The organism is Rhodococcus sp. Leaf225, assembly GCF_001426145.1.
GTDB lineage: Bacteria > Actinomycetota > Actinomycetes > Mycobacteriales > Mycobacteriaceae > Rhodococcoides.
This window is the reverse complement of sequence record NZ_LMRN01000010.1, coordinates 1-21925: the sequence shown is the minus strand read 5'-3', so window position 1 is coordinate 21925 and position 21925 is coordinate 1. Positions and strand designations below refer to the sequence as shown.

General features: G+C 69.7%; 21 protein-coding genes. 12 read left to right on the top strand and 9 right to left on the bottom strand.

Features of this window, described 5'->3' with window-relative positions; translation table 11 throughout:
• Positions 1–80 precede the first annotated feature (80 nt).
• The 6 genes from ASG69_RS09245 (at position 81) to ASG69_RS09220 (ending at position 6110) form a co-directional block, all read left to right on the top strand.
• Entirely contained in the window at positions 81–887 is an 807-nt protein-coding gene (locus ASG69_RS09245; protein WP_056442476.1) for a hypothetical protein, read from the top strand.
• Positions 884–2461: a DNA polymerase Y family protein gene (locus tag ASG69_RS09240; RefSeq protein ID WP_056442473.1), complete on the top strand. Its 1578-nt coding sequence runs from the start codon at positions 884–886 to the stop codon at positions 2459–2461. Before ASG69_RS09245 ends, ASG69_RS09240 begins: the two co-directional genes overlap by 4 nt.
• Positions 2458–3693, top strand: a complete 1236-nt coding sequence (gene dinB, locus ASG69_RS09235) for a DNA polymerase IV (protein ID WP_056442470.1) — start codon at positions 2458–2460, stop codon at positions 3691–3693. Before ASG69_RS09240 ends, dinB begins: the two co-directional genes overlap by 4 nt.
• 28 nt (positions 3694–3721) lie before the next feature.
• On the top strand, positions 3722–4501 hold the full coding sequence (locus ASG69_RS09230) for an alpha/beta fold hydrolase (RefSeq protein ID WP_056442467.1): 780 nt from the start codon (positions 3722–3724) through the stop codon (positions 4499–4501).
• Positions 4502–4562: 61 nt separating this feature from the next.
• Positions 4563–5111 (top strand): hypothetical protein, encoded by a 549-nt coding sequence (locus ASG69_RS09225; RefSeq protein WP_051612916.1) that lies wholly within the window; start codon positions 4563–4565, stop codon positions 5109–5111.
• 42 nt (positions 5112–5153) lie between these two features.
• Positions 5154–6110 carry a sensor histidine kinase gene (locus ASG69_RS09220; RefSeq protein ID WP_056442464.1) on the top strand — a complete coding sequence of 319 codons (957 nt, stop codon included), beginning with the start codon at positions 5154–5156 and terminating at the stop codon, positions 6108–6110.
• 1 nt (position 6111) lies between these two features.
• Here the strand turns inward: ASG69_RS09220 and ASG69_RS09215 are convergent, their stop codons facing one another.
• The gene (locus ASG69_RS09215; protein ID WP_056442461.1) at positions 6112–6936 is read right to left on the bottom strand and encodes a helix-turn-helix domain-containing protein; all 825 of its coding nucleotides are present in this window, start codon (positions 6934–6936) and stop codon (positions 6112–6114) included.
• A gap of 72 nt (positions 6937–7008) precedes the next feature.
• Here ASG69_RS09215 and ASG69_RS22455 point away from each other — a divergent pair, with 72 nt between their 5' ends.
• From ASG69_RS22455 to ASG69_RS09200, 3 genes are read left to right on the top strand one after another with little or no spacing between them, the layout of a single operon-like run.
• Positions 7009–7386, top strand: coding sequence for a VOC family protein (locus ASG69_RS22455; RefSeq protein WP_056442458.1), 378 nt, complete (start codon positions 7009–7011; stop codon positions 7384–7386).
• Positions 7387–7440: 54 nt separating this feature from the next.
• Entirely contained in the window at positions 7441–7731 is a 291-nt protein-coding gene (locus tag ASG69_RS09205; protein ID WP_027503772.1) for a putative quinol monooxygenase, read from the top strand.
• A complete protein-coding gene (locus ASG69_RS09200; RefSeq protein WP_027503771.1) occupies positions 7728–8168 on the top strand; it encodes a 6,7-dimethyl-8-ribityllumazine synthase in 441 nt (146 codons plus the stop codon). The genes ASG69_RS09205 and ASG69_RS09200 overlap by 4 nt, the downstream gene beginning before the upstream one ends.
• On the opposite strand, the gene sigJ is transcribed toward ASG69_RS09200, so the two are convergent.
• The 7 genes from sigJ to ASG69_RS09165 all read right to left on the bottom strand — a co-directional run bounded on the left by sigJ (position 8165) and on the right by ASG69_RS09165 (position 16538).
• Positions 8165–9058 carry an RNA polymerase sigma factor SigJ gene (sigJ, locus tag ASG69_RS09195; RefSeq protein ID WP_056442612.1) on the bottom strand — a complete coding sequence of 298 codons (894 nt, stop codon included), beginning with the start codon at positions 9056–9058 and terminating at the stop codon, positions 8165–8167. The genes ASG69_RS09200 and sigJ overlap by 4 nt on opposite strands.
• Positions 9055–9810 carry an SDR family oxidoreductase gene (locus ASG69_RS09190; RefSeq protein ID WP_056442456.1) on the bottom strand — a complete coding sequence of 252 codons (756 nt, stop codon included), beginning with the start codon at positions 9808–9810 and terminating at the stop codon, positions 9055–9057. Before ASG69_RS09190 ends, sigJ begins: the two co-directional genes overlap by 4 nt.
• A gap of 78 nt (positions 9811–9888) precedes the next feature.
• Positions 9889–11895: an SDR family oxidoreductase gene (locus ASG69_RS09185; RefSeq protein ID WP_056442609.1), complete on the bottom strand. Its 2007-nt coding sequence runs from the start codon at positions 11893–11895 to the stop codon at positions 9889–9891.
• Positions 11896–11931: 36 nt separating this feature from the next.
• On the bottom strand, positions 11932–14046 hold the full coding sequence (locus ASG69_RS09180) for an MMPL family transporter (protein WP_056442452.1): 2115 nt from the start codon (positions 14044–14046) through the stop codon (positions 11932–11934).
• Positions 14047–14178: 132 nt separating this feature from the next.
• Positions 14179–14985 (bottom strand): 5'/3'-nucleotidase SurE, encoded by an 807-nt coding sequence (surE, locus tag ASG69_RS09175; RefSeq protein WP_037183812.1) that lies wholly within the window; start codon positions 14983–14985, stop codon positions 14179–14181.
• A gap of 29 nt (positions 14986–15014) precedes the next feature.
• Complete coding sequence (locus tag ASG69_RS09170; protein WP_056442606.1) at positions 15015–15956, bottom strand: 1-phosphofructokinase family hexose kinase; 942 nt, start codon at positions 15954–15956, stop codon at positions 15015–15017.
• A gap of 57 nt (positions 15957–16013) precedes the next feature.
• Positions 16014–16538, bottom strand: a complete 525-nt coding sequence (locus ASG69_RS09165; RefSeq protein WP_156380487.1) for a hypothetical protein — start codon at positions 16536–16538, stop codon at positions 16014–16016.
• A 198-nt stretch (positions 16539–16736) separates the two neighbouring features.
• Between ASG69_RS09165 and ASG69_RS09160 the strand changes: the two genes are divergently transcribed.
• Entirely contained in the window at positions 16737–20048 is a 3312-nt protein-coding gene (locus ASG69_RS09160; protein ID WP_056442446.1) for an error-prone DNA polymerase, read from the top strand.
• 106 nt (positions 20049–20154) lie between these two features.
• On the opposite strand, the gene ASG69_RS09155 is transcribed toward ASG69_RS09160, so the two are convergent.
• Positions 20155–20619, bottom strand: a complete 465-nt coding sequence (locus ASG69_RS09155; protein WP_056442443.1) for a tRNA (cytidine(34)-2'-O)-methyltransferase — start codon at positions 20617–20619, stop codon at positions 20155–20157.
• A 54-nt stretch (positions 20620–20673) separates the two neighbouring features.
• On the opposite strand from ASG69_RS09155, the gene ASG69_RS09150 reads away from it, so the two are divergent.
• Together ASG69_RS09150 and ASG69_RS09145 are read left to right on the top strand one after the other, a co-directional pair.
• Complete coding sequence (locus ASG69_RS09150) at positions 20674–21546, top strand: bifunctional methylenetetrahydrofolate dehydrogenase/methenyltetrahydrofolate cyclohydrolase (RefSeq protein ID WP_056442440.1); 873 nt, start codon at positions 20674–20676, stop codon at positions 21544–21546.
• 56 nt (positions 21547–21602) lie between these two features.
• Complete coding sequence (locus ASG69_RS09145; protein ID WP_027503762.1) at positions 21603–21869, top strand: DUF3017 domain-containing protein; 267 nt, start codon at positions 21603–21605, stop codon at positions 21867–21869.
• The last annotated feature ends 56 nt before the right edge of the window (positions 21870–21925 follow it).

Genomic DNA, 21925 nt, shown 5'->3' with positions numbered 1-21925 from the left:
GCGTTCGAAAGTATGTTCGAATTCTCGGTCTTCCCCCGGGTCTCCAACGCAGTCTCGACCGTCCCGACCGGGGAGTGAGTATGCCTGTTTCCGTTGATCTCGAAGGCCTCGAAGGGCTGTCCCGCACCGAGCGGATCGAGTTCCTGCGGCGTCGTATCCGGTCCTCACCTGCGCGTGTGGCCGATGCCCCCGCTCCTGCCGCACCGGTCACCCTCACGGCCACCGCGCCTGCCCCGGATCCTGCGCCGGCCCGGGTCCGCCCGGTTCTCCCGGTCCCGGAGGCGTTGTCGGCGCTGCTCCCCGAGGGTGGGTTGGCCCGCGGCACGGTGGTCTCGGTGTCCGGCGCCGGATCGTTGCTCCTCGGGATCCTGGCGTCGGTCACCGGATCGGGACGGCACGCCGCCGTCATCGGTTTGCCGCGGCTGGGACTGTTGGCGGCGTCGGAGATGGGGGCGCATCTGCAGCGGGTGGCGCTGGTCCCGGATCCCGGGCCGGACCCGGTGGAGGTCGCCGCCGTGCTGCTCGACGGCATCGATCTGGTGGTGCTGGGGCTGGGCGGCATGTCGGTGCCGCCGTCGCGAGCGCGGGCGGTGGTCGCTCGGGCGCGCAACAAGGGCGCCACGCTGATCGTCACCGACGGACGCTGGGACGGCGCCGAGCTCCGGTTGGACGCCCGCATCCGCGGGTACGGCGGGCTCGGCTCGGGGGCCCGTACGGGTCACGGCCGGGTGCGCGCCGTGCATCTGGGCGTCGAGGTGCAGGGCCGTGCCGTCCGGCCGCGGACCGGGCGGTTGACCCTGACGTCCACGGGCGACGGGGTCGAGTGGGGATCGGCCGACTCCGCCGTGTCGCATCAGGATCCGGTGCTGGAAGCGCTGCCGTCGTGAGCACCGACCGTCGGAGCCGGGTGCTGGCTCTGTGGTGCCCCGACTGGCCGGCCGTGGCCGCTGCCGCCGCGGCGGAGATCCCGGCCTCGTCGCCGGTGGCGGTGGTCTCCGCCAATCGTGTCGTCGCCTGCTCCGCGACGGCACGCGCCGAGGGAGTCCGTCGCGGCGGCCGACGCCGTGAGTCGCAGGCCCGCTGTCCGGAACTGTATGTGGCGCGGGCGGATCCGGATCGTGACGCGCGACTGTTCGAGCCGGTCGCGTCGGCGGTGGACGAGGTGGTGCCCGGTATCGAGGTGCTGCGGCCCGGCCTGTTGCTGCTGTCGGCGCGCGGTGCGGCGCGGTACTTCGGTTCGGAGGAGGCCGCGGCGGAGCGACTGGTGGACACCGTCGCGGCGGTCGGTGTCGAGTGCCAGGTGGGGATCGCCGACGAGGTGTCGACGGCCGTCGTCGCGGCTCGGCACGGCGCGATCGTGCCGCGGGGGAGCGGCGCGCAGTTCCTGGCTCCGCTCCCGGTGGCCGAGTTGTCGGCGGAACCGTCTCTCGCGGCGCCGGAGCGGGTGGACCTGGTGGATCTGCTGGTGCGGCTGGGTCTGCGCACGGTGGGGGACTTCGGGGCACTGTCACCGGTGGACGTGGCCTCCCGCTTCGGCACCGACGCGGTCCTCGCGCACCGCAGCGCGCGAGGTGAGCCGGAGCGGCCGCCCTCGGCGCGGGTACTTCCTCCCGATCTCGAGGTCGAGTACCGCTGCGACCCTCCGATCGATCGCGTCGACGCGGCGGCGTTCGCGGGTCGTGCCCTGGCCGAGAGACTGCACATGACGCTGTCGGCCGCGGCCGTGGCCTGCACCCGATTGCTGGTGCAGGCCACCACGGCCAACGGTGAACACCTCTCCCGCACGTGGCGATGCGCGGAACCGCTCACTCCCGAGGGCACCGCGGATCGCGTGCGATGGCAGCTCGACGGCTGGCTCACCGGCCGCAGTGAGAACAAGCCGACCGCCGGCATCGTCCTGCTGCGTCTCGAGCCCGTGGAGGTGGTGTCGGCGGGTGCGCTGCAGCTGGGACTGTGGGGCGGAGTCGGCGACGAGGACGAGCGGGCCCGCCGTGCCCTGGTGCGGGTGCAGGGTCTGCTGGGCGGCGACGCCGTCCAGGTGGGTGTGCTCAGCGGTGGTCGGGGGCCGGGTGAGCGCGTGACGATGCTGCCGTGGGGCGACGAGCCGGTGCCCGATGCTGATCCCTCCGCTCCGTGGCCCGGCCGGTTGCCGTCCCCGTCGCCCTCGGCGCTGATGCCGACGCGTCCGGAGATCGCCGTGACCGACGAGTCGGGAGTGGCGGTGCAGGTCACCGAGCGCGGCATGTTCGATCGCGTGCCCGGCCGGGTCGACTGGGGATCGCGGAGCTGGGTGCTGCACGGCTGGGCGGGACCGTGGGCGGCGGACGAGCGGTGGTGGGATCTCGGCGCCACCTCCACGGCCCGCCAGGTGGCACGGGCGCAGGTGCTGCTGGAGGACACCCGTGCCCTGCTGGTCCTGCACGACGGTGGACGATGGTTCGTGGAAGGGATCTACGAATGACGGCGGAACGCGCACGGGAACGCACGGGCGAGGCCACGATCCTGCATGCGGACCTCGACTCCTTCTACTCCTCGGTGGAGCAGCGGGACGACCCGTCGCTGCGCGGGCGACCCGTCATCGTCGGCGGTGGTGTGGTTCTGGCGGCGAGCTACGAGGCCAAGGCCTTCGGCGTGAAGACGGCCATGGGTGGCCGGCAGGCGCGCGCTCTGTGCCCGCAGGCGGTGGTGGTGCCGCCCCGGATGGCCGCCTACTCGCAGGCGAGCAAGGACGTCTTCGAGGTGTTCGAGAACGTCACCCCGCTGGTCGAGGGCATCTCCATCGACGAGGCCTTCCTCGACGTCACCGGGTTGGCGCGGCTGTCCGGATCGCCGTCGGACATCGCTCGGGACCTGCGTCGCACGGTGGCGGAGGACGTCGGTCTCCCCATCACCGTCGGGGTGGCGCGCACCAAGTTCCTCGCCAAGATCGCCAGTGCCGTCGCCAAGCCCGACGGCCTGCTGGAGGTTCCGCCGGACCATGAGCTCGAGTTCCTGCATCCGCTTCCGGTGGAGCGCATGTGGGGCGTCGGCAGGATCACCGCCGACAAGCTGCACGCGCAGGGCATCCGCACCATCGGTGACCTCGCCGCGCACCGCGAGGGCGCGCTGGCCGCCGTCCTCGGATCGGCCGCGGGTCGGCACCTGCACGCCCTGTCGAACGGTGTCGACGCGCGCCGGGTGAGCACCGGCACGAGCCGGCGGTCGGTGGGTGCCCAACATGCTCTGGGGCGTCGTCACAAGACCCCGGCGGACATCGACGCAGCCCTCGTCGGACTGGTCGACCGTGTCACTCACCGCATGCGGAAGGGTCACCGGGCAGGTCGCACGATCACGCTGCGCCTGCGTTTCGACGACTTCACGCGAGCGACGCGATCCACGACGCTGAGCCGTGCGACGGCCGACACCCACGTCGTGCTCACCGCGGCCCGATCGCTGCTGGGCGCATCGATGTCGACCATCACGATGCAGGGCCTCACCCTTGTCGGCGTGGCGGTGTCGAATCTCGAGGACGGCGCCGCGATGCAGCTCGAGCTGCCGTTCGAGACGCCGGAGGACGAGCATCCGACCATCGACCGGACGGCCCTGGACGAGGCGCTCGACGGAGTGCAGCGCCGGTTCGGCACCTCCGCGCTCACGCGCGGTGTGCTGCTCGGGCGAGAGGAGCAGACATCGGTGCCCATGCTCCACGAGTGAGGGTCGGCGGCTCTGGGAGGATGGCTCGATGATCATGACGGACGGTGTGGTGGACGCCGAGGGCGTGCGGCTGCACTATCGAGATTCCGGTGGTGACGACGTGCTGGGGTCGCCCGTCGTGCTGGTGCACGGCATGGGCGGCGACGGCCACACCTGGGACGCGTTCGCGCGCACACTGGTTCGGCGGGGCCGCCGTGTCGTCGTCCCGGACCTCCGCGGGCACGGCCGCAGCGGACGCGCACGGAGTTACCTGTTCGGTGAGTTCGGCGACGACCTCGAGGCGCTCCTGGATCATCTCTCGCTGACTCGCGTCGACCTCGTCGGCCACTCCCTGGGAGGCCACGCCGCGACGCTCGTCGCCCAACGCCGTCCGACGACGGTGCGCAAGCTCGTGGTCGAGGAGGCCCCACTCCCCATCCGTCCTGGTGACGAGACCCCGTCGATCACGACGAAGTTCCCGTCCGCGCGCGAACTGTTGCACGCCACGACCAGCGTGATCCGACACCCCCGCGCCGTGCTGGCCTTCGATCGGTCGATGACCTCGTCCGCGCTCACCCAGTTCCGCGCCCCCGATCCGCTGTGGTGGGAGGCGCTTACGCACATGGAGAGTGATGTGCTGTTGGTCGTGGGTGGTCCCACCGGCATGGTCGACCGCGCGCGCCTCGAGGCGATGACGGCGCTGGTGCCGCGCAGCCGGGTCGTCGCCGTGGACAGCGGCCACAGTGTGCATCGGGATCGGTTCGCCGAGTTCGACGCCGCGGTCGGCCCGTTCCTCGCCGAGCACCAGGAAACTCCCCGCGCCCTGTGAGGCGTCCAGAACCGACGACGTCCTCGCCGTCCCTGGCGACCACAGTCGTTACCGTCGGCGCATGACGGCACCCACCCAGCAGTTCACCGTGACCCGGACCGACGGCGAACTCGCTGCTCGGGCCCTGATGTACGCCGTGTCCGAGCTCAGCCTCATCAGGGTCACCGGCCAGGGCGGGGCCGCCTACGCGCAACTGCAGGTGTGTCCGTCGGGTGCGCGCTACCGGTCGGTCGTCGACGGGATGAGTCCACGCGCCGCGCGGGAGCTGACCAACGGATACCACGCCAACTTCCACCACCCGGTGCTCTACGCGGCGGCGCTGCGGCTGGGCGCCGTGCGGCTCGCCGAGCTGGTTCCCATGTCGCGGTCGTTGCGCGCGGTGCTCGTCGCCGCCCCGGCCGTCGCGGCCACCGCGGACATCACCGAGAACGTCGTCAACCTCTACCTCCACCGCGACACCCGCCGCATCACCGACACGACCGCGACCGTGTCGAGTGCGCTCAGCATCGTCAAGTGGGGCGGGACGGTGGGACCGTTGGCCTACATGACCGTCGGCTTCCTCCCGATCTGGGGCCGAGCCGTGCGGGACCGGTTCGCACGCGGTCGATAGGACCGCACAGCCGCCGAACGATCCGCCGGTTACCGTCGTGTCATGACCGTCACCCGGCCCCGCGCGGCGACGCTGTCGCTGCGGAGTCGCATCCGACTTCTCACGGTGAGCGTGGCGGCGCTGGCCGTCGCGATCTGCTCCTTCGTGATCTACATGGTCACCGAGGACGCTCTGCGTGCGCAGCTCGCCGATCGGGTGGGCCGGGACGCCGACAAGTTGATCGCCAGTGACTCCTCCGGGCTCTCGCCCGCGGCCTTCGGCTTCGCCGCCGGACCTCGCGCGGGACGCTATCTGCAGGTGGGCATCGTCAGCGCGGACGGTGACGTGTACTCCGCGTCTGGAAGCTTCACTCCGTTCGCCTCGCCCGACGGCGTGCTGGAACCGGTGGTCGCGTCGGTGGTCGCGGGGGAGTCGGACCGCGTCGTCACCGATCTGAACGGCTACGCGGTGGCCATCGAGAAGGCGCCGAGTGGGTCGACCGTGCTGGTCGGAGAGTCCTACCGGTCGCTCGACGGGGTGATGAGCGGACTGCTCCTCATCTTCGTCACGGTGGGCGGCGCACTGGTGGTGCTGGCGGGACTGTCGGGATACCTGGTGGCGCGGACGGGCCTGCGGCCGGTCGGCCGGCTCACCCGCGCCACGCGGCGGATCACCGAGACCGGCGACCTCAGTCCGGTGGCCGTGGTGGGTGACGACGAGCTGGCGCACCTCGCCGATCGGTTCAACGACATGTTGGCGGCCTTGCAACGCTCACGGCTCGCGCAGAACCACCTCATCGTCGACGCGGGTACCGAGCTGCTGGCACCGCTCACCGCCTTGCGCACCAACATCGAGCTGCTCATCGAGATCGGTGACCCCGATCGTGCGCCCACGGTGCCGCTGGATCAGGATGCGGTGGACCAACTTCGGCGTGACATCGTCGATCAGCTGGACGAGGTCGCACGCCGTATCCACCGCCTCGTCGACGAGGCACGGGAGGCGCACACGCGGGACGGATGAGTCAGGTGTTCGCCCGGTAGCGCGCGGGAGGACTGCCCACCAGGGCGGTGAACGCCCGGACGAGATGGCTCTGATCCGCGTACCCGAGGTCGGCCGCGAGCGCTGCCCAGTCCACCGCGCCGCCGGTGTGCGCGGCGCCCGCCACGTCCAGGAGTCGGCACCGCTGCACCACCCACTTGGGCCCGACGCCGACATGGTCGGCGAACTGTCTCTGCAGCGTCCGCAGGCTCACTGCCGCTCGATCCGCGAGCTGCTGCGCCCGGATGATGGTCGTGTCCGTCTCGGCCAGTTCCACGAGGTCCGCGATGTCGGCGGCGACAGGATCGGCCGCCCCGGTCCGCTCGATCAGCCACGAGGACAGCCGGTCCACACACGCGGTGACGTCCGCGTCCGGGTCGAGCAGGAGACTGGCGAGTCGGCGATCGTCGGTCCCCAGCACCTCCTCGACGGTCCCGATCCGATCGGTCATCGAGCTCACGGGCCGGCCGAGGACCGGGCGGAAACCCCCGGGACGGAACGCTGCTGCCACCGTGCGCCCGTCACCGACGAGGGTGCGCTCGAAGCGATGTCGCATCACGCCGTGCACCAGCAGCCGCGGAGCGCCGTTCCGAGACTCCGCCGTCAGATGGATCACCGGGCGCGGAACGACCTCCTGCACGTGTGGTTCGGGACAGTGCCACTCCACCCACCAGAAGTAGTCGACGACGGTCGCGAGGTCGCCGGGAGGCAGGGACCGGCCGACGACGATTCGGCCGTCCGCACGTGCGGGATGCAGAATCGCCGACTGCGCGCGTCGGCCTGCTCGGGTCAACGGATCCTCCGTCACGGAGCGAACCGTACCGCTCGAGGTGGCGCGTTTGTTCAAGTCACGGTGCCGATCGTGAGGGAGGCTGGGGTCATGACGACGACGCGACTGGCGATGATGACTCTGGACTGTGCCGAGGTTCCTCCTGTGGCCGAGTTCTGGGCGGCGTTCCTCGGTCTGACCCAGACGATGGGCGACGGCGAGAACTACGCCATGCTCTCTGCCGCGAACGGAGGCCCGGCGCTGGGCTTCGGCCGCGTGGACGGCTATCGGCCACCCGCCTGGCCGAACCCCGACGGGAGCAAGCAGTTCCACTTCGACGTAGCGGTCGAGGACATCCCGGCCGCCGAGGCCCGTGCGATCGAGCTGGGGGCGACGCTCGCCGAGCCGCAGCCGGGCGAGACGTGGCGCGTTCTCCTCGATCCGGCCGGCCATCCGTTCTGCCTGACGGATGCCGCCAACTGGGGCTGACCACACGCGTGGTGAACTGGCATCGACAGCGATCCCCGACCGAACGGACGTCCCGTGGCCATCACCGCTCTGCTCGAACTGCGTCTCGATCCCGCCCGCCTCGAGGAGTCGCACCGCATCATCGACGAGACCCTCGTCGCCACCCGCGCGTTCGAGGGATGCCTCGGTGTCGAGGTGACGGCGGACGTGAAGGATCCGGCGCACGTCGTCATCGTCGAGAGCTGGGCCAGCGTCGAGGCCGACGCCGCCTACCGCGCGTTCCGGGCGACGCCCGAGGGTCGCAGTGAACTCGGTTCGATCGTCACCGCGGCGCCGGTGCTGACCGTGCTGGCGCCCGTTCGATGACGACGGACGCGACTCCCTCGGTGGCCTTCGTCCAGGCCACCTGGCATCGCGAACTGGTGGACCGGGTGCGCCAGGGTTTCGTGCGGGAGTTCGGGCGTGACGTGGACACCTTCGAGGTGCCCGGTGCGTTCGAGATCCCCCTGCACGCCAAGCGACTCGCGCTCACGGGCCGGTACTCGGCCGTCGTCGCGGCGGCGCTGGTGGTGGACGGCGGTATCTACCGGCACGACTTCGTCGAGACGGCCGTCATCGACGGACTCATGCGGGTGCAGCTCGACACCGATGTGCCCGTGTTCTCGGTGGTGCTGACCCCGCACCACTTCCACGAGCATGCCGACCACACGAGCTTCTTCGCGGAGCACCTCGAGAAGAAGGGTGTCGAGGCGGCGAGCGCGGTGGTGCGCACGCTCGCGTCCCTCGACTCGATCGGCCGCTAGCTGTCGGGTCGGTCCTGCCAGACCGAGGGGTCGACGAGCGCGAGTTTGTCCGGTGAGCGGATCATGTCGATCCTGGTCACACGGCCGGTCGGAGCCACCTCGAACGACACGACTCCGGCCAGGACACCGCCCACGATCAGAGCGAGGCCCGTCCTGCCGTTCACTCGGCAGGGACACAGTCGCAGCGTGTCTCCGATCTTGGTCGCGATACCGAGGAGGAACCTCGCGACGTGGTCGGCACCGATCACGGGACGCCGCGCCGCCGAGACGATTCCGCCGCCGTCGCTGACCAGCACCACGTTCGGATCGAGTGTCGTCAGCAGGTCGGCGAGCGCACCCGTACCGGCGGCACGGGTGAAGTCACGCACGGCACCGGCATGCAGTTCGGGCGACACCGCGAAACGTGGAGCCCCCTCCGTCACGTGCCGCCGTGCGCGAGACGCGAGCTGCCGCACGGCGTTCGGAGTGCGGCCCACGATGCGCGCGATCTCGTCGAACGGGACGTCGAACACGTCGTGCAGGACCCATGTCGTGCGTTCGGCCGGGGACAGCGTCTCGAGCACCACCATGAGCGCGAAGCGCACGCTCTCGTCGAGCGTCACCCGGTCCGGCGGCGAGTCGGCCGGACCGACCAACGGCTCGGGCAACCACGGTCCCACGTACGTCTCTCGTCGCACGCGGGCCGACCGCAGCACGTCCAGAGCGGCGCGGGAGACAGCGACCACGGCCCACGCCTCGACGTCGAGAACGGGCGACGTCGCATCGGCCGCGACCAGTTTCGGCCAGCAGTCGGACACGACGTCCTCGGCGTCGGCGTGCGAACCGAGGACGGCGTAGGCGATGCGGACCAGCCGTGGGCGGACGCGGACGAAGTCGTCGGTGACACTCACCGGGTCGAGGCACCCACGCGCGCGAGCCACTGGTCGAACGTCTCGTCGCCGTGCGCCGCGTCCGGACCGGGTAGGAGCCCGCCGTTCGCCATACCGCGACCCCCGGCGCCCGGCAGCCGCAGGGGGAGGACGAGTCGCTTCGATCCACGCGCGCGCAGCAGCCTGCGCGCCAGATCGGGTTGGTACTCCGGGCGCGGACCGGCGTACTCCACGACGGAGGTGAGCGGTGTCCCCACCGCCAGGTCGACGATGTGGGCGGCGACCTCGGCGGTGCTGACCGGCTGACTCCGCATCGTCGGGACCATTGCGACCGGACCCGGAGTCATCGCGAGAGCCTGGCCGGTGAACTCGTGGAACTGCGTCGCACGCAGGATCGTCCACGGCAGCGTCGACTCGCGTACGAGCTTCTCCTGCAGACGTTTACCGGCGTAGTAGCCGTAATCGACACGATCGCACCCCACGATGGACAACGCCACGTGGTGACGGATTCCCGTGCGCTCCCCGGCGGCGAGCAACGTCGACGTGACGGCGCCGAAGAACTTCTCGGACGCGCGCGCCGACATCGTCGTGACGTTCGCGGCGTCGATCACCGCGTCGACGTCCGTCAGTGCCCGGTCGAGCTCCGGCGTCGGCCGCGTGAGATCGATACCGGCCGATCTCGCGAGCACCACGGGAGTGTGTCCTCGGGCCCGCACCTGCTCCACCACGTGCCGCCCCGCTGCGCCCGTTCCGCCTGCCACTGCGATCCGCATGGCGTCATCCTTCCCGCGTGCGAGTCCTCGGTGGAACCCGTTCGAGAGTAGGACGAGGGAGAGCGAGCATCTGTGACATCACCAGTGCGCGCCGGGAACCCATCGTCCGGCCCGCCGCACGACCCGGGGCATCCGGAACTCGCGTCGGTTCTTCTTCGGTGCACGGGGACCGGACGACCACGAGCTGGTGTCGGTGATTCCCTTGGCGGCGGCACTGTCCGGATACGCCTTGTAGTACGACGCCAGCACGCGGTCCTTCGAGCGAGGCATCAGCAGGTTGCCCCACTCCGCGGCGGTTCCGGTGGGAACGTCGATGCGCTTGGGCTTCTCGATCAGTGCCCGCATCACCATCGCGGCGGCCTTCTCCGGCGTCTCGACCTTGTTGACGTTCTTGTTGCCGGTGGGGGCGATCATCGGGGTGTCCACGAGGGGCATGTGCACGGTGGTGAACGAGACACCGTCCGCCAGGGTCTCCGACGCGGCGACCGAGGTGAAGGCGTCGAGCGCCGATTTGCTCGCCACGTACGCGGCGAAGCGCGGCGGGTGGCTCTGCACCGAGGCGCTGCTGATGTTGACGATGTGGCCGTACTTCCGCTCGCGCATGTGGGGGAGCAGCGCGAGAATCAGGCGGAGTGCCCCGAAGTAGTTGACGGCCATGGTCCGCTCGAAATCGTGCAGACGGTCGGTCGACAGGGTGAGTGAGCGCCGGATCGATCTGCCCGCGTTGTTGACGAGCATGTCGACGTGGTCGTGGTCGCGCAGGATCGCGGCCACGGTCTCGGCGACGGACGCGTCGTCGGTGATGTCGCAGACGTAGCCGTGCGCGTCGCCGCCGTTCGCCCGGATCTCCTCCACGACGGCCGCCAGCTTGGCCTCGTCGCGGGCGACGATGATGACGCGCGCGCCCTTGCGGGCCGCAGCGAAGGCAGAGGCCTTGCCGATACCCGAGGAACCGCCGGTGATGACGACGTGTCGGTCGACCAGTGGCCCGGCCGGATCGTCGCGTCGCGCCCGGTACGGGTCGAGATGCGCACGCCAGTACGACCACAGTGCGGGTGCGTACGTGCGGAACTCCGGTACGCGGGCCGCGTTCTCGCCCATCGCCTCGTTCAGTGCGGCACGGGTGAGGGTCGAGTCGAATCGGGTGGGCAGCGTGAGGTGCTCGGCCATGACGGGCGGGATGTCGTAGTTCTCGAACACCGCGTCGCGGGCGGCGACGACATGACGATTGGTCGAGCGGAGCAGCGGCGTGACGACGGAGCCGGGAATGCTCCCCACGGCGCGGGGTGCGCCGGCCGCGTCGGCGAGAGCGGAGTAGATCTCCCGCATCGGTTGCGGACGCGGGTTGACGAGGTGGAACACGCGGCCGTCGAGATCCGGGGCGTGCAGGAGGGCGACCAGCGCGTCGGCGACGTGGTCGACCGGGACGATGTTGGTCGCGCCGAGTGCGGGCACCGTCATCGGCAGGGCCGAGGGCAACTCGGCGAGGAGGGAGATGAGCCGGAAGAGGTAGTACGGGCCGTCGATCTTGTCGATCTCGCCGGTGGTCGAGTCACCGACCACTGCTGCCGGTCGGTAGACCCGCCAGGTGAGGCCCGGAGTCTCGCGGACCACCTTCTCCGCCTCGAACTTCGTGCGGTGGTACGCCGTCGGAAAGTTCTGACCGAGGTCGAAGTCGTTCTCGGTGAACACCCCTCGATGGTCTCCGGCCACCGCGATGGACGACACGTGGTGCATCGTCGCACCGAGCAGGACGGCGAGCGCGGCCACCGCCGCGGTGCCCTGCACGTTGGTCGCCTGCTGTTCGTCGCCGGCCGTGAGGTCGTAGACAGCGCCGAGATGCACCACGTGGCCGACGTCGGACAGGGCCGACGCGTCGATACCGAGACCGGGTCGCTCGAGATCGCCGATCAGCGGGCTGATCCGCTCGCCGCCCGCCGCCCCGTCCGCGAAGGCTCGCAGACGGTCGACCGAGCCCGGGCGCACGAGCACGTGCACCGTCGCACTCGCGTCCCGCTCCAGGATTCTCCGCACGACCGCCCGGCCGAGGAATCCCGTGCCGCCGGTGACCACGTAGTCGCTCATGGCGGGCACCTTACCGCGCAGTAAGAACGGGCGGTGTCAGTGACCGATACCCACCTTCGCGTGGACTTTCCGCATCCAGGCCGGTGCCCACCAGTTGGCCTCGCCCATGAGCTTGACCAGCGACGGAACCAGCAGCATACGGATGATCGTGGCGTCGATGATCAACGCCAGAATCATGCCGACACCCAGGAATCGCATGATGGACAGTCCGGACATCGAGAACGCCCCCGTCACGATGATCAGGATCAACGCCGCCGCGGTCACGATGCGGCCGGTCCGCTGGGCGCCGATCAGCACCGCCTCCTCGGTGGTGGCGCCGGCGGTGCGCGCCTCCACCATGCGGGACATCAGGAACACCTCGTAGTCGGTGGACAGCCCGAACACGACAGCGAGGATGAGAACCACGAAGGTCGCCTCCAGCGGTGCCGGTGTGACGCCGAGCAGGCCCGCCCCGTGACCCTCCTGGAAGATGAACGTCAGAGCTCCGAACGTCGCCGCCATGCTCAGTCCCGCCATCGCGACTGCCTTGATCGGCAGCACCACCGAGCCGAACGCCAGGAACAGCAGGATCAGCGTCGACACCACCATGATGGTGAGCATCACCGGCAGCCAGTTCACGATGGCGTTGTTGCCGTCGAGGACCAGGGCCGCCGCTCCGCCCACCGTCAGGTCGGTTCCGTCGGGTGCCGGAATCGCGCGGAGTTGCTGCACCACATCCTGTTGCGCTTCCTGGGACACGTCCGACGAGAACGTCGCGTTGATGACCACGAAGTCGCCGCTGGCCGTGCCGAACTGGACGTTCGCGATACCGCTCACCGCGCGAGCAGCCGTCGTGACCGCGTTGATGGCGGGGCCGTCCGGCCGCGCCGACTCTCCGTCCAACACGATGGTGGCGCTGTCGCCGGTGCTGCTGAAGTCGGAGGACAGGGTCTCGAACGCGATACGCGCGGGATCGTCGGCGGGGAGCGCGGTGTAGGACACCTCGCCCAACTGAGCCTTGACCAGCGGTGCGGCGACGACCAGCAGGCCGACGATGATGAGGGTGGCGACGGTGATGGGGCGCTTCATCACCTTCGTGACAACGCCGCCCCAGAACTTGTGTGCGCGTGCATCTCCGCGATCCGAGGCGGTCCTCGACCACGTGATGGCATTGATGCGGTGACCCAGCATGGCGAGGACGGCCGGCACAGCTGTCAACGACAGCAGAGCCGCACATCCGACAGCCGCCATCGCACCGAAGCCGAGGGATCTGATGATGGCCTGCGGGAAGACGAGCATCCCTGCGAAGGCGCAGATCAGCAGCAGACCGGAGAAGACGATGGTGCGCCCGGCGGTCAGCATCGTGCGTCGTGCGGCCTCGTGGGACGTGGCTCCGCCCCTGAGTTCCTCGCGGAACCTGCTGACGATGAAGAGTCCGTAGTCGATGGCGAGGCCGAGACCCAGCAGGCTGGCGACGTTGACCGCGAACGAACTGATCTCGGTGAACGTGGTGAAGAGGCGCAGGACGGTCAGCGCGCCGGCCACCGAGAGCGCGCCCACGATGACCGGGACGGCGGCGGCCACGACGCCGCCGAAGATGACGACCAGAAGAATCAGCGTGATCGGGATCGCGATGATCTCGGCGCGGACCAGATCTTCCTGGAGCTGGGTGTTGAAGGAGACCCCCGCGACGGAGGCGCCCGCGAACTGCGTGTCGATGCCGGCGACCTCGAGCTTCGGCAGCAACTCCGAGAACGATGCGACGGTGATGCCGCTGGCGTCGCCCAGGGTGACGGTTGCGAGTCCCTTCGTGCCGTCCTTGCTCTCGAGGAACGGTTTCTGCACCGGCCCGGCCGTCCAGTAGGAGGTGATGTCGTTCGGACCCACCTCGGCCCGGAACGCGTCGAGCACCGGCGTGACGTCCGCCCCGATGTCGTCGAGCGTGCGGCCGTCGGGCGCGGAGTAGATGACGATGATGTCCGGTGCGGCGGTTCCCAGGCCCTGGATCTGTCGGGCGACCTGGACGGCCTCGCTGCCGGGATCCTCGTATCCGCCCTGGCTGAGGCTGCCGAAGACCCCGAGTCCCCACGTGGCACCTGCCAGCACGATGACGATCGCGGCGGTCAGGACCCACCGTGCCCGCGACACCACGAACGAAGCCCAGCGAGTCACAGAAAATCCCCATCTCGGTCAGGTCGAGCATCGACGGTCGTCTGTGACTGTAGTGAACTGTCATGGGGAAGCTCTGAGAGCGGGCGCGGGAGTGACGGTCGCCTCCTCCTCACTCGGACACGACGGACGCGATCACTCCAACCCGGCCAGGTCGACGTCCACCCTCGACGGGGGTCGCAGTGCAGTGGTCGTCGCCCATCCGCGGGCGACGAGGCCGGCGTCGCTGTCATCGTCGTCCCGCGCGTGGATGGCATCGAAGCGAACGGTGACGAACTCGTCGTCGGTGTCGCCGATCTCCGCCTGGACGGCGCCGAAGGCCGCGAGGTCGGCCTGGCGGATGCCGCGGAGTTCCGACGGTGCGACCGGCGGGATGTTGACGTTGAGGACCCAGTCCGCCGCACCGTGATCGACGAACCAGTCGAGTGCGCGCCGGGCCACGAGGTGGGCGGTGTCCCAGCTCGGAGCGCCCGAGGCGACCTCACGGTCGATCCGGTCGTGGATGTCGCCAGGCGCGGCGAGAGACGCCGTGTCGAGGCCGGCGAGGGACAGGGCCATCGCCGGAACCCCGTGGGTGGACGCGGTGAGGGCCGCCCCCACGGTGCCGGAGTGCAGGACGGCGGAGCCGGTGTTCGGACCGTGATTGATGCCGGACAGCAGGATGTCCGGCCGTGGACCGAAGGCTCCGCGCGTCGCGACGAACGCGATCATGGCGGGCGAGGCCTGCACGGCGAACGCGTCGACATCGAGATCGGCGATCGAGGCGCGGGAGAGTACGAGCTGGTCGCGGTTCTGCAGCGCAGACAGCGACGCACTCGCACCGCTGCGCTCCTCGTGCGGCGCCGCCACCACGACGTCGTGACCGGCCTCGAGGGCGACCCGAGCGAGCACGGCGATCCCGTGGCTGTCGATTCCGTCGTCGTTCGTGATGAGCACGCGCACGTGTGCCTCCTGCGAGTGGGTGCAGCCGGTCAGGACGAGAAGGGGCGTACCTCGACCGTCGACATGATGGTCTCGACGAGCCCCACCTGTCCTGTACCCAGTCCGCGGCGGGTCACGTTGGCGGTGCCGGCGGCGCCGCCGAGGGCGAGTGCCTCCTCGATGGACATGCCGCGGGCGAGTCCGGTGGCGATGCCGGCGCTCATGGAGTCGCCCGCACCATGGTGGTCCGTCTGTTCCAGGTCGGGAGTGACCACCTCGAGCACCGTGCCGTCGACGAGGGCGAGCGCCGGGTCCGCCGCGCGGGACAGAACCACGATGTCGGCACCCTCGTCGTGCAGGGCGCGCATCGCCTCGATGAGGACGTCGGGGTCCTCCGACTCCGCGCGCCCGTCCTCGATGAGGTCTTCGTGGCTCATCTTGAGCACGGTGAGCCCGCCCTGCAGAGCCGCCGTCGCGGTCGGTCCGGACAGGTCCGCGACGACGGGCTTCGACAGCGATCGCAGATCGGTCGTGAGCCGTCGGTAGAAGTCTGCGGGCACCACCGACCCGGTGTGCGGGCCCCCCAGCAGCACGATGTCGGACGAGGCTCCGGACTCGAGGGTGATCCCGTAGAGGTCGTCGAGCGCGTGCCGGGCGAGGTGCGGGGGATCGATCGTCGCCACCTCGATGCGGTCGCCGTCCCGCCGGTCGTGAATGTAGGACCCGGACTCGTGACCGATGTCCACGGCACGCACGGTGATTCCCTCGCGGTGGATCAGATCCCGCAGAACGCCGCCGCTCTCGCCGCCGAACGCGCCGGTCAGCGTCACGTCCATGCCGAGGTTGGTGGCCATGCGGGCGATCCAGTGGCCTTGGCCGCCGGCGTGCACGTGGAGTTCGGTGTCGCCGTTCGGCGCTGCGTCCAGGGTGATGGTGAGCAGCGGGGACGGCGCGAAGACGGTGGCGGTGGGCGCGTGTTCGGCAGTCGACATCGCCGTGATGTGCCCGATTCGTCCGTTCCCCAAACCCGACGTCGAACGGTCGACAGGTCAGCTGCCGAAGGCGTCCGCGAGGTCGTCGAGCGACGGGAAAGCCGGTTCCGGTGCTGCCTCGGGGACCGTGATCACCGTCGACGCCTGCTGGACCGTGTATATGGTCCAGGGCAACACCGTGGCCATGTACTCAGTGAAACCGGGGTAGTCGGACACCCACATCGCCTCGGTCGCGTCGCCGTCCTGGAGTGCGCACGTCGCCAGCACGACGTACGAGCCGGGAGGAACGTCGGACACCGTCTGGGTCGACGTGCCGGGCTCGATGTCACCGCCGTCGTAGAGGGTCTGCCCGGGTCCGAGAATGTCTTCCAGCGGCGGCAGAACGCCGTTCGGTGCGGGGGCCAACGACGTGGCACAGCTGAGGGTGCCGTCGGCAGCAGAGGTGATGGTGTTGGTGACGGACGTGCCGTCGACAGCGAACGAGTAGGTGACGTCGGTGGGTTCCGCCGCGGCCGCGAGACCGGGACTGGCGAGGGCCAGGGGAATCGCTGCTGCAGTGCCGAGAAGGATTCGGGTGAGCATTCGCACGGCATGTCCTCTTCGTCGTCGATGGTCGCTTCCAGAGGAAGTGTGCAACGGAAGCGGACCATTCGGCACCTTTCGTACCGGGTGTCACCGTGGGGGTGTGGTTCCGGGCGAGACCACGGTTTCCGTCGACTTGCCGTCGGAGTGGAGGTGATGGTCCAATGGGAACATACGTTCGAAGAGTGGGGGTGCGTCATGGGCTGGAACGACGGGCCGCCCACGTGGACCGAGATGGAGCGTCTGCTCTCGGGAAAGCCCCGCGTCATCGATCCGCTCGCGATGGGCGACGGCGGTGACAGTCCGGCGTGGTCGCGCAAGCGTGATCCCTACGAGGGTGCGGTGGTGCGGCCGCGTGACACCGTTCCCTACGCGGAACTGCACGCCCACTCGTCCTTCAGCTTTCTCGACGGAGCCTCCCAGCCGGAGGAAATGGTCGAGGAGGCCGTACGGCTGGGTCTGGACGCCATCGCGCTGACCGATCACGACGGCATGTACGGCGTCGTGCGGTTCGCGGAGGCGGCACGCGAGTTGGAGATGAAGACCGTCTTCGGGTCCGAGTTGTCGCTCGGTGACCCGGGTATGCCGACCGAATCACGCACCGGCGCGGCCGATCCGGACGGAACGCATCTGCTGGTGCTGGCACGCGGACAGGAGGGGTACCGGCGCCTGTCCCGCCAGATCGCCGCCGCGCATCTCGCCGGGGGCGAGAAGGGGCGTCCGCGCTACGACATCGATGCGCTGGCCGACGCAGCGGGCGGGCACTGGCAGATCCTGACGGGGTGTCGGAAGGGCAGTGTGCGACGTGCGCTGACCGAGAGCGGGCCGGCGGCGGCGGAGCAGGCGCTACGGGAGCTCGTCGACAGGTTCGGTCGGGATCGGGTCACGGTGGAGCTGACCCGTCAGGGAATCGCGGAGGACGACGACCGCAACGACGTGCTCGCGGAACTGGCCGAGCGGTTGTCGCTGCCCGTCATCGCCACCACGTCGGCGCACTTCGCGCGGCCCGGCCGTCGGCGACTGGCCATGGCGATGGCGGCGGTGCGCTCGCGCCGAAGCCTCGACGACGCGTCGGGCTGGCTTCCGCCGCTGGGTGGGACGCACCTGCGCTCCGGCGCGGAAATGGCGCAACTGTTCTCCGCCTATCCCACCGCCGTGTCCCACGCCGCGGCGCTGGGGGAGGAGTGCGCGTTCGACCTGCACCTCATCGCGCCGCAGCTGCCGCCGTTCGACGTGCCGGAGGGCCACACCGAGATCACGTGGCTCCACGAGTTGACGATGCGCGGTGCCGAGCGACGCTACGGTCGACGCGAGGACGAACCTGCGGCCTACGCCCAGATCGACCGCGAACTCGCCGTCATCACCGAACTCGACTTCCCCGGCTACTTCCTGGTGGTCCACGACATAGTCGACTTCTGCAAGAGGGCCGACATCCTGTGTCAGGGGCGAGGATCCGCGGCCAACTCCGCTGTCTGCTACGCGATCGGCATCACCAACGTCGACCCGGTGCGCAACGGTCTGCTGTTCGAGCGGTTCCTCTCCGTCGAGCGCGACGGCCCGCCGGACATCGACGTGGACATCGAGTCCGACCGTCGGGAAGAGGCCATCCAGCACGTCTACGCCAAGTACGGCCGCGACTACGCGGCACAGGTGGCCAACGTCATCACCTACCGCGGGAAGTCGTCGGTACGCGACATGGCGAAGGCGCTGGGGGCATCGCAGGGTCAGCAGGACGCGTGGAGCAAGCAGATCACCCGCTGGTCGGGGGTGCCGGGGCGAGACCTGTCCGCCGAGGCCCGCGAGACCAGCATCCCGCTCCCGGTGCTCGAACTCGCCGCGCAGATCGAGAACTTCCCACGGCATCTCGGCATCCACTCCGGCGGCATGGTGATCTGCGATCGGCCGATCGCCGACGTGTGCCCCGTCGAGTGGGCGCGCATGGAGAACCGCACCGTGCTGCAGTGGGACAAGGACGACTGTGCCGCAGTGGGTCTGGTGAAGTTCGACATGCTCGGGCTCGGCATGCTCTCGGCGCTGCACTACATGATCGACCTGGTGAAGGAGCACAAGGGACTGCACGTCGATCTCGCCGAACTCGACCTCGGCGAGGCCGCGGTGTACGAGATGCTGCAGCGCGCGGATTCGGTCGGGGTGTTCCAGGTGGAGTCGCGGGCCCAGATGGCGACGCTTCCTCGCCTCAAGCCGCGGGAGTTCTACGACCTCGTCGTCGAGGTGGCCCTCATCAGACCCGGACCCATCCAAGGACATTCGGTGCATCCCTACGTCCGGCGACGTAACGGACTCGAGCCCGTGACGTTCGACCATCCCTCGCTCGAACGTGCTCTCGAACGCACACTGGGTGTCCCGCTGTTCCAGGAGCAACTGATGCAGATGGCCGTCGACGTCGCAGGGTTCTCGGCCACCGAGGCGGACCAACTGCGCCGGGCCATGGGGTCCAAGCGCAGTCCGGAGAAGATGGACCGCATGCGGCAACGCTTCTACGACGGGATGCGCGACCTGCACGGCATCACCGGCGCCAAGGCCGATCGCATCTTCGACAAGCTCTACGCCTTCGCCAATTTCGGCTTCCCCGAGAGTCATTCGCAGAGCTTCGCGTCGCTGGTCTTCTACTCGTCGTGGTTCAAGCTGCATCACCCGGCGGCGTTCTGTGCCGGGCTGCTCCGCGCTCAGCCGATGGGTTTCTACTCGCCGCAATCGTTGGTGGCCGACGCTCGACGGCACGGTGTCCTGGTGCACGGGCCGGACGTCCGTGCCAGTCTCGCCCATGCCACGGTCGAGAACGACGGCCTCGAGGTGCGCCTGGGATTGTCGGACGTGCGGTCCATCGGGACGGCGTTGGCCGAGAAGATCGTGGCAGCGCGGGAGTCCGGCGGGCAGTTCACGTCTCTGCTCGATCTCACCGGACGTGTCGAACTCTCCGTCACGCAAGCAGAGTCGCTGGCCACCGCAGGCGCTCTTGCCTGCTTCGGTGTGACACGTCGAGAGGCGCTGTGGGCTGCCGGGGCCGCGGCGGCCGAGCGCCCCGACCGGTTGCCCGCTCTCGGTGCGTCGACGCGCGCGCCGTCGCTCCCGGGAATGAGTGCGTGGGAGTTGGCCGCCGCGGACATCTGGGCCACCGGTGTCTCGCCCGACAGCTACCCCACCCAGTTCCTGCGCGAGCGGCTCGACGAGATGGATGTCGTCCCCGCCGACCGCCTGCTGTCGGTGGCCGACGGAGATCGGGTGCTCGTGGCCGGCGCGGTCACCCACCGCCAACGTCCGGCCACCGCGGCGGGCGTCACGTTCATCAACCTCGAGGACGAGACGGGGATGATCAACGTGGTCTGCTCGGTGGGACTGTGGCAGAAATACCGCTCGGCGGCGCAGTTGTCACAGGCCATGTTCATCCGGGGCATCGTGCAGAACGCCGAGGGCGTCGTGACGCTGGTGGCCGACAAGCTCGAGACGCTGGACCTGCGAGTGCTGCTGCGCTCCCGAGACTTCCGCTGATCCACCGATGGGTGGGCGTTCTGCTCCTCTCGCGCGCCGATCCGGCGGGATCCCGCTCCGCGCGCCCTCGACCGGAGCACAAACGCCATTCGACAGTCCGGGAAGCTCAGACGCTGCCCTCGAAGTCGCACTGACGCCACGCCTCGTAGACGACGACGGATGCGGCGTTGGTGATGTTCATCGAGCGGCGCCCGGCGAGCATCGGAATGCGCAGGCGATCGGTGACATGGGGGTCGGCGAGAACCTCCGGTGCGAGGCCGGTGGGCTCGGGCCCGAACAGCAGAACGTCCCCGGCCCGGTAGGACACCGACGCGTAGGACGTGGTGGCGTGGGCGGTGAACGCGAACACCCGCTCGGGCGCGAGGGCGTCCCACGCCGCCTCGAGGTTCGGGTGCACCGTCACCGACGCCAGGTCGTGGTAGTCCAGACCCGCTCGACGGAGCTTGGGTTCGGACAGGTCGAACCCCAGCGGCTCGACGAGGTGCAGTTCGCACCCGGTACCGGCGACGAGTCGGATCGCGTTGCCGGTGTTCTGGGGGATGCGGGGCTCGTGGAACATCAGACGGAACACCCGTTCAGCCTGCCATGTCCCACCGGTGCCGCGGAGCGTGGGAAACTTGTCGGCGTGACCGCAACGAGACTGGACGGCAAACTCACCCGCGACGAGATCTTCGTCGACCTGACCGCGCGGGTCACCGCACTGCGCGAGCGTGGGATCACCCCCGGCTTGGGGACGGTGCTGGTCGGTGACGATCCGGGCTCCGCTGCCTACGTGCGCGGCAAGCACAACGACTGCGCCAAGGTGGGCATCGCCTCCATCCGGCGCGACCTCCCGGCGGACGTGTCCACCGACGAGCTCGACGCCGTCATCGACGGGCTGAACGCAGACCCGGCCTGCACCGGCTACATCGTGCAGCTCCCGCTGCCGAAGCACCTGGACGAGAACCGCGCGCTCGAGCGCGTGAATCCCGAGAAGGACGCCGACGGCCTGCATCCCGTCAACCTCGGCCGACTGGTCCTGGGCGAGGACTCCACCCTCCCGTGCACTCCCCGCGGCATCGTGCACCTGCTGCGTCGCTACGACGTCCCCATCGCCGGTGCTCATGTGGTCGTCGTCGGACGCGGCGTGACCGTCGGCCGGCCCCTCGGGCTCATCCTCACCCGGCGCTCCGAGAACGCCACCGTGACGCTGTGCCACACCGGTACCCGTGACCTGGCCACCGAGGTGCGGCGCGCGGACATCGTCGTCGCCGGTGCCGGCGTCGTCGGACTGATCACCCCAGACATGGTCAAGCCCGGTGCCGCTGTGATCGACGTCGGTGTCTCGCGCACCGACGACGGACTGCGCGGCGACGTGGCCGACGGCGTCGACGAGGTCGCCGGCTTCCTGTCCCCGAACCCCGGCGGAGTCGGACCCCTCACGCGCGCGTTCCTGCTGAGCAACGTCGTCGAGCGCGCGGAGCGCATGCTGGCAGCATCGGAGTCGGTCTCGTCATGAGAGGCCGGCTCGGGTCGGCTGTCGGGGGACCGACGCGGCGGAGGCCGGCGCGGGACATGCTCCGGCGCAGCATCCCGGTGGTCGCCGTCGTGCTGGTGATCGTCGTCGCCGTGGTCCTGGTGCTCGCCGACCGGTGGCGCCGCGGCGCGTTCGTGTTCGGTGTCGCGACCCTGATCGCCGCCGCGTGCCGGTTGTGCCTCGGAAGTGAGCGTGTCGGGATCCTGGCCGTGCGGTCGCGCGCCTTCGACACCTTCTCGCTGGCTGCTGTGGGCAGCGCGGTGGTGTGGCTCGCCGTCTCGATCGATCCGCTCGGGACGGACTAGCTGTAATGGCCAGGGACGTTGTGGACGGCGTGGCGACAACAGATAGGTGAGGACCT

What these genes read in the sequence shown, in the direction of transcription:
- ASG69_RS09245 (WP_056442476.1), top strand. Translation starts at nt 81, where the DNA reads ATGCCTGTTTCCGTTGATCTCGAAGGCCTCGAAGGGCTGTCCCGCACC.
- ASG69_RS09220 (WP_056442464.1), top strand. Translation starts at nt 5,154, where the DNA reads ATGACCGTCACCCGGCCCCGCGCGGCGACGCTGTCGCTGCGGAGTCGC.
- ASG69_RS09160 (WP_056442446.1), top strand. Translation starts at nt 16,737, where the DNA reads ATGGGCTGGAACGACGGGCCGCCCACGTGGACCGAGATGGAGCGTCTG.
- ASG69_RS09145 (WP_027503762.1), top strand. Translation starts at nt 21,603, where the DNA reads ATGCTCCGGCGCAGCATCCCGGTGGTCGCCGTCGTGCTGGTGATCGTC.
- ASG69_RS09200 (WP_027503771.1), top strand. Translation starts at nt 7,728, where the DNA reads ATGACGACGGACGCGACTCCCTCGGTGGCCTTCGTCCAGGCCACCTGG.
- ASG69_RS09225 (WP_051612916.1), top strand. Translation starts at nt 4,563, where the DNA reads ATGACGGCACCCACCCAGCAGTTCACCGTGACCCGGACCGACGGCGAA.
- ASG69_RS09230 (WP_056442467.1), top strand. Translation starts at nt 3,722, where the DNA reads ATGATCATGACGGACGGTGTGGTGGACGCCGAGGGCGTGCGGCTGCAC.
- dinB (WP_056442470.1), top strand. Translation starts at nt 2,458, where the DNA reads ATGACGGCGGAACGCGCACGGGAACGCACGGGCGAGGCCACGATCCTG.
- ASG69_RS09190 (WP_056442456.1), bottom strand. Translation starts at nt 9,810, where the DNA reads ATGCGGATCGCAGTGGCAGGCGGAACGGGCGCAGCGGGGCGGCACGTG.
- ASG69_RS22455 (WP_056442458.1), top strand. Translation starts at nt 7,009, where the DNA reads ATGACGACGACGCGACTGGCGATGATGACTCTGGACTGTGCCGAGGTT.
- ASG69_RS09170 (WP_056442606.1), bottom strand. Translation starts at nt 15,956, where the DNA reads ATGTCGACTGCCGAACACGCGCCCACCGCCACCGTCTTCGCGCCGTCC.
- ASG69_RS09165 (WP_156380487.1), bottom strand. Translation starts at nt 16,538, where the DNA reads ATGCTCACCCGAATCCTTCTCGGCACTGCAGCAGCGATTCCCCTGGCC.
- ASG69_RS09185 (WP_056442609.1), bottom strand. Translation starts at nt 11,895, where the DNA reads ATGAGCGACTACGTGGTCACCGGCGGCACGGGATTCCTCGGCCGGGCG.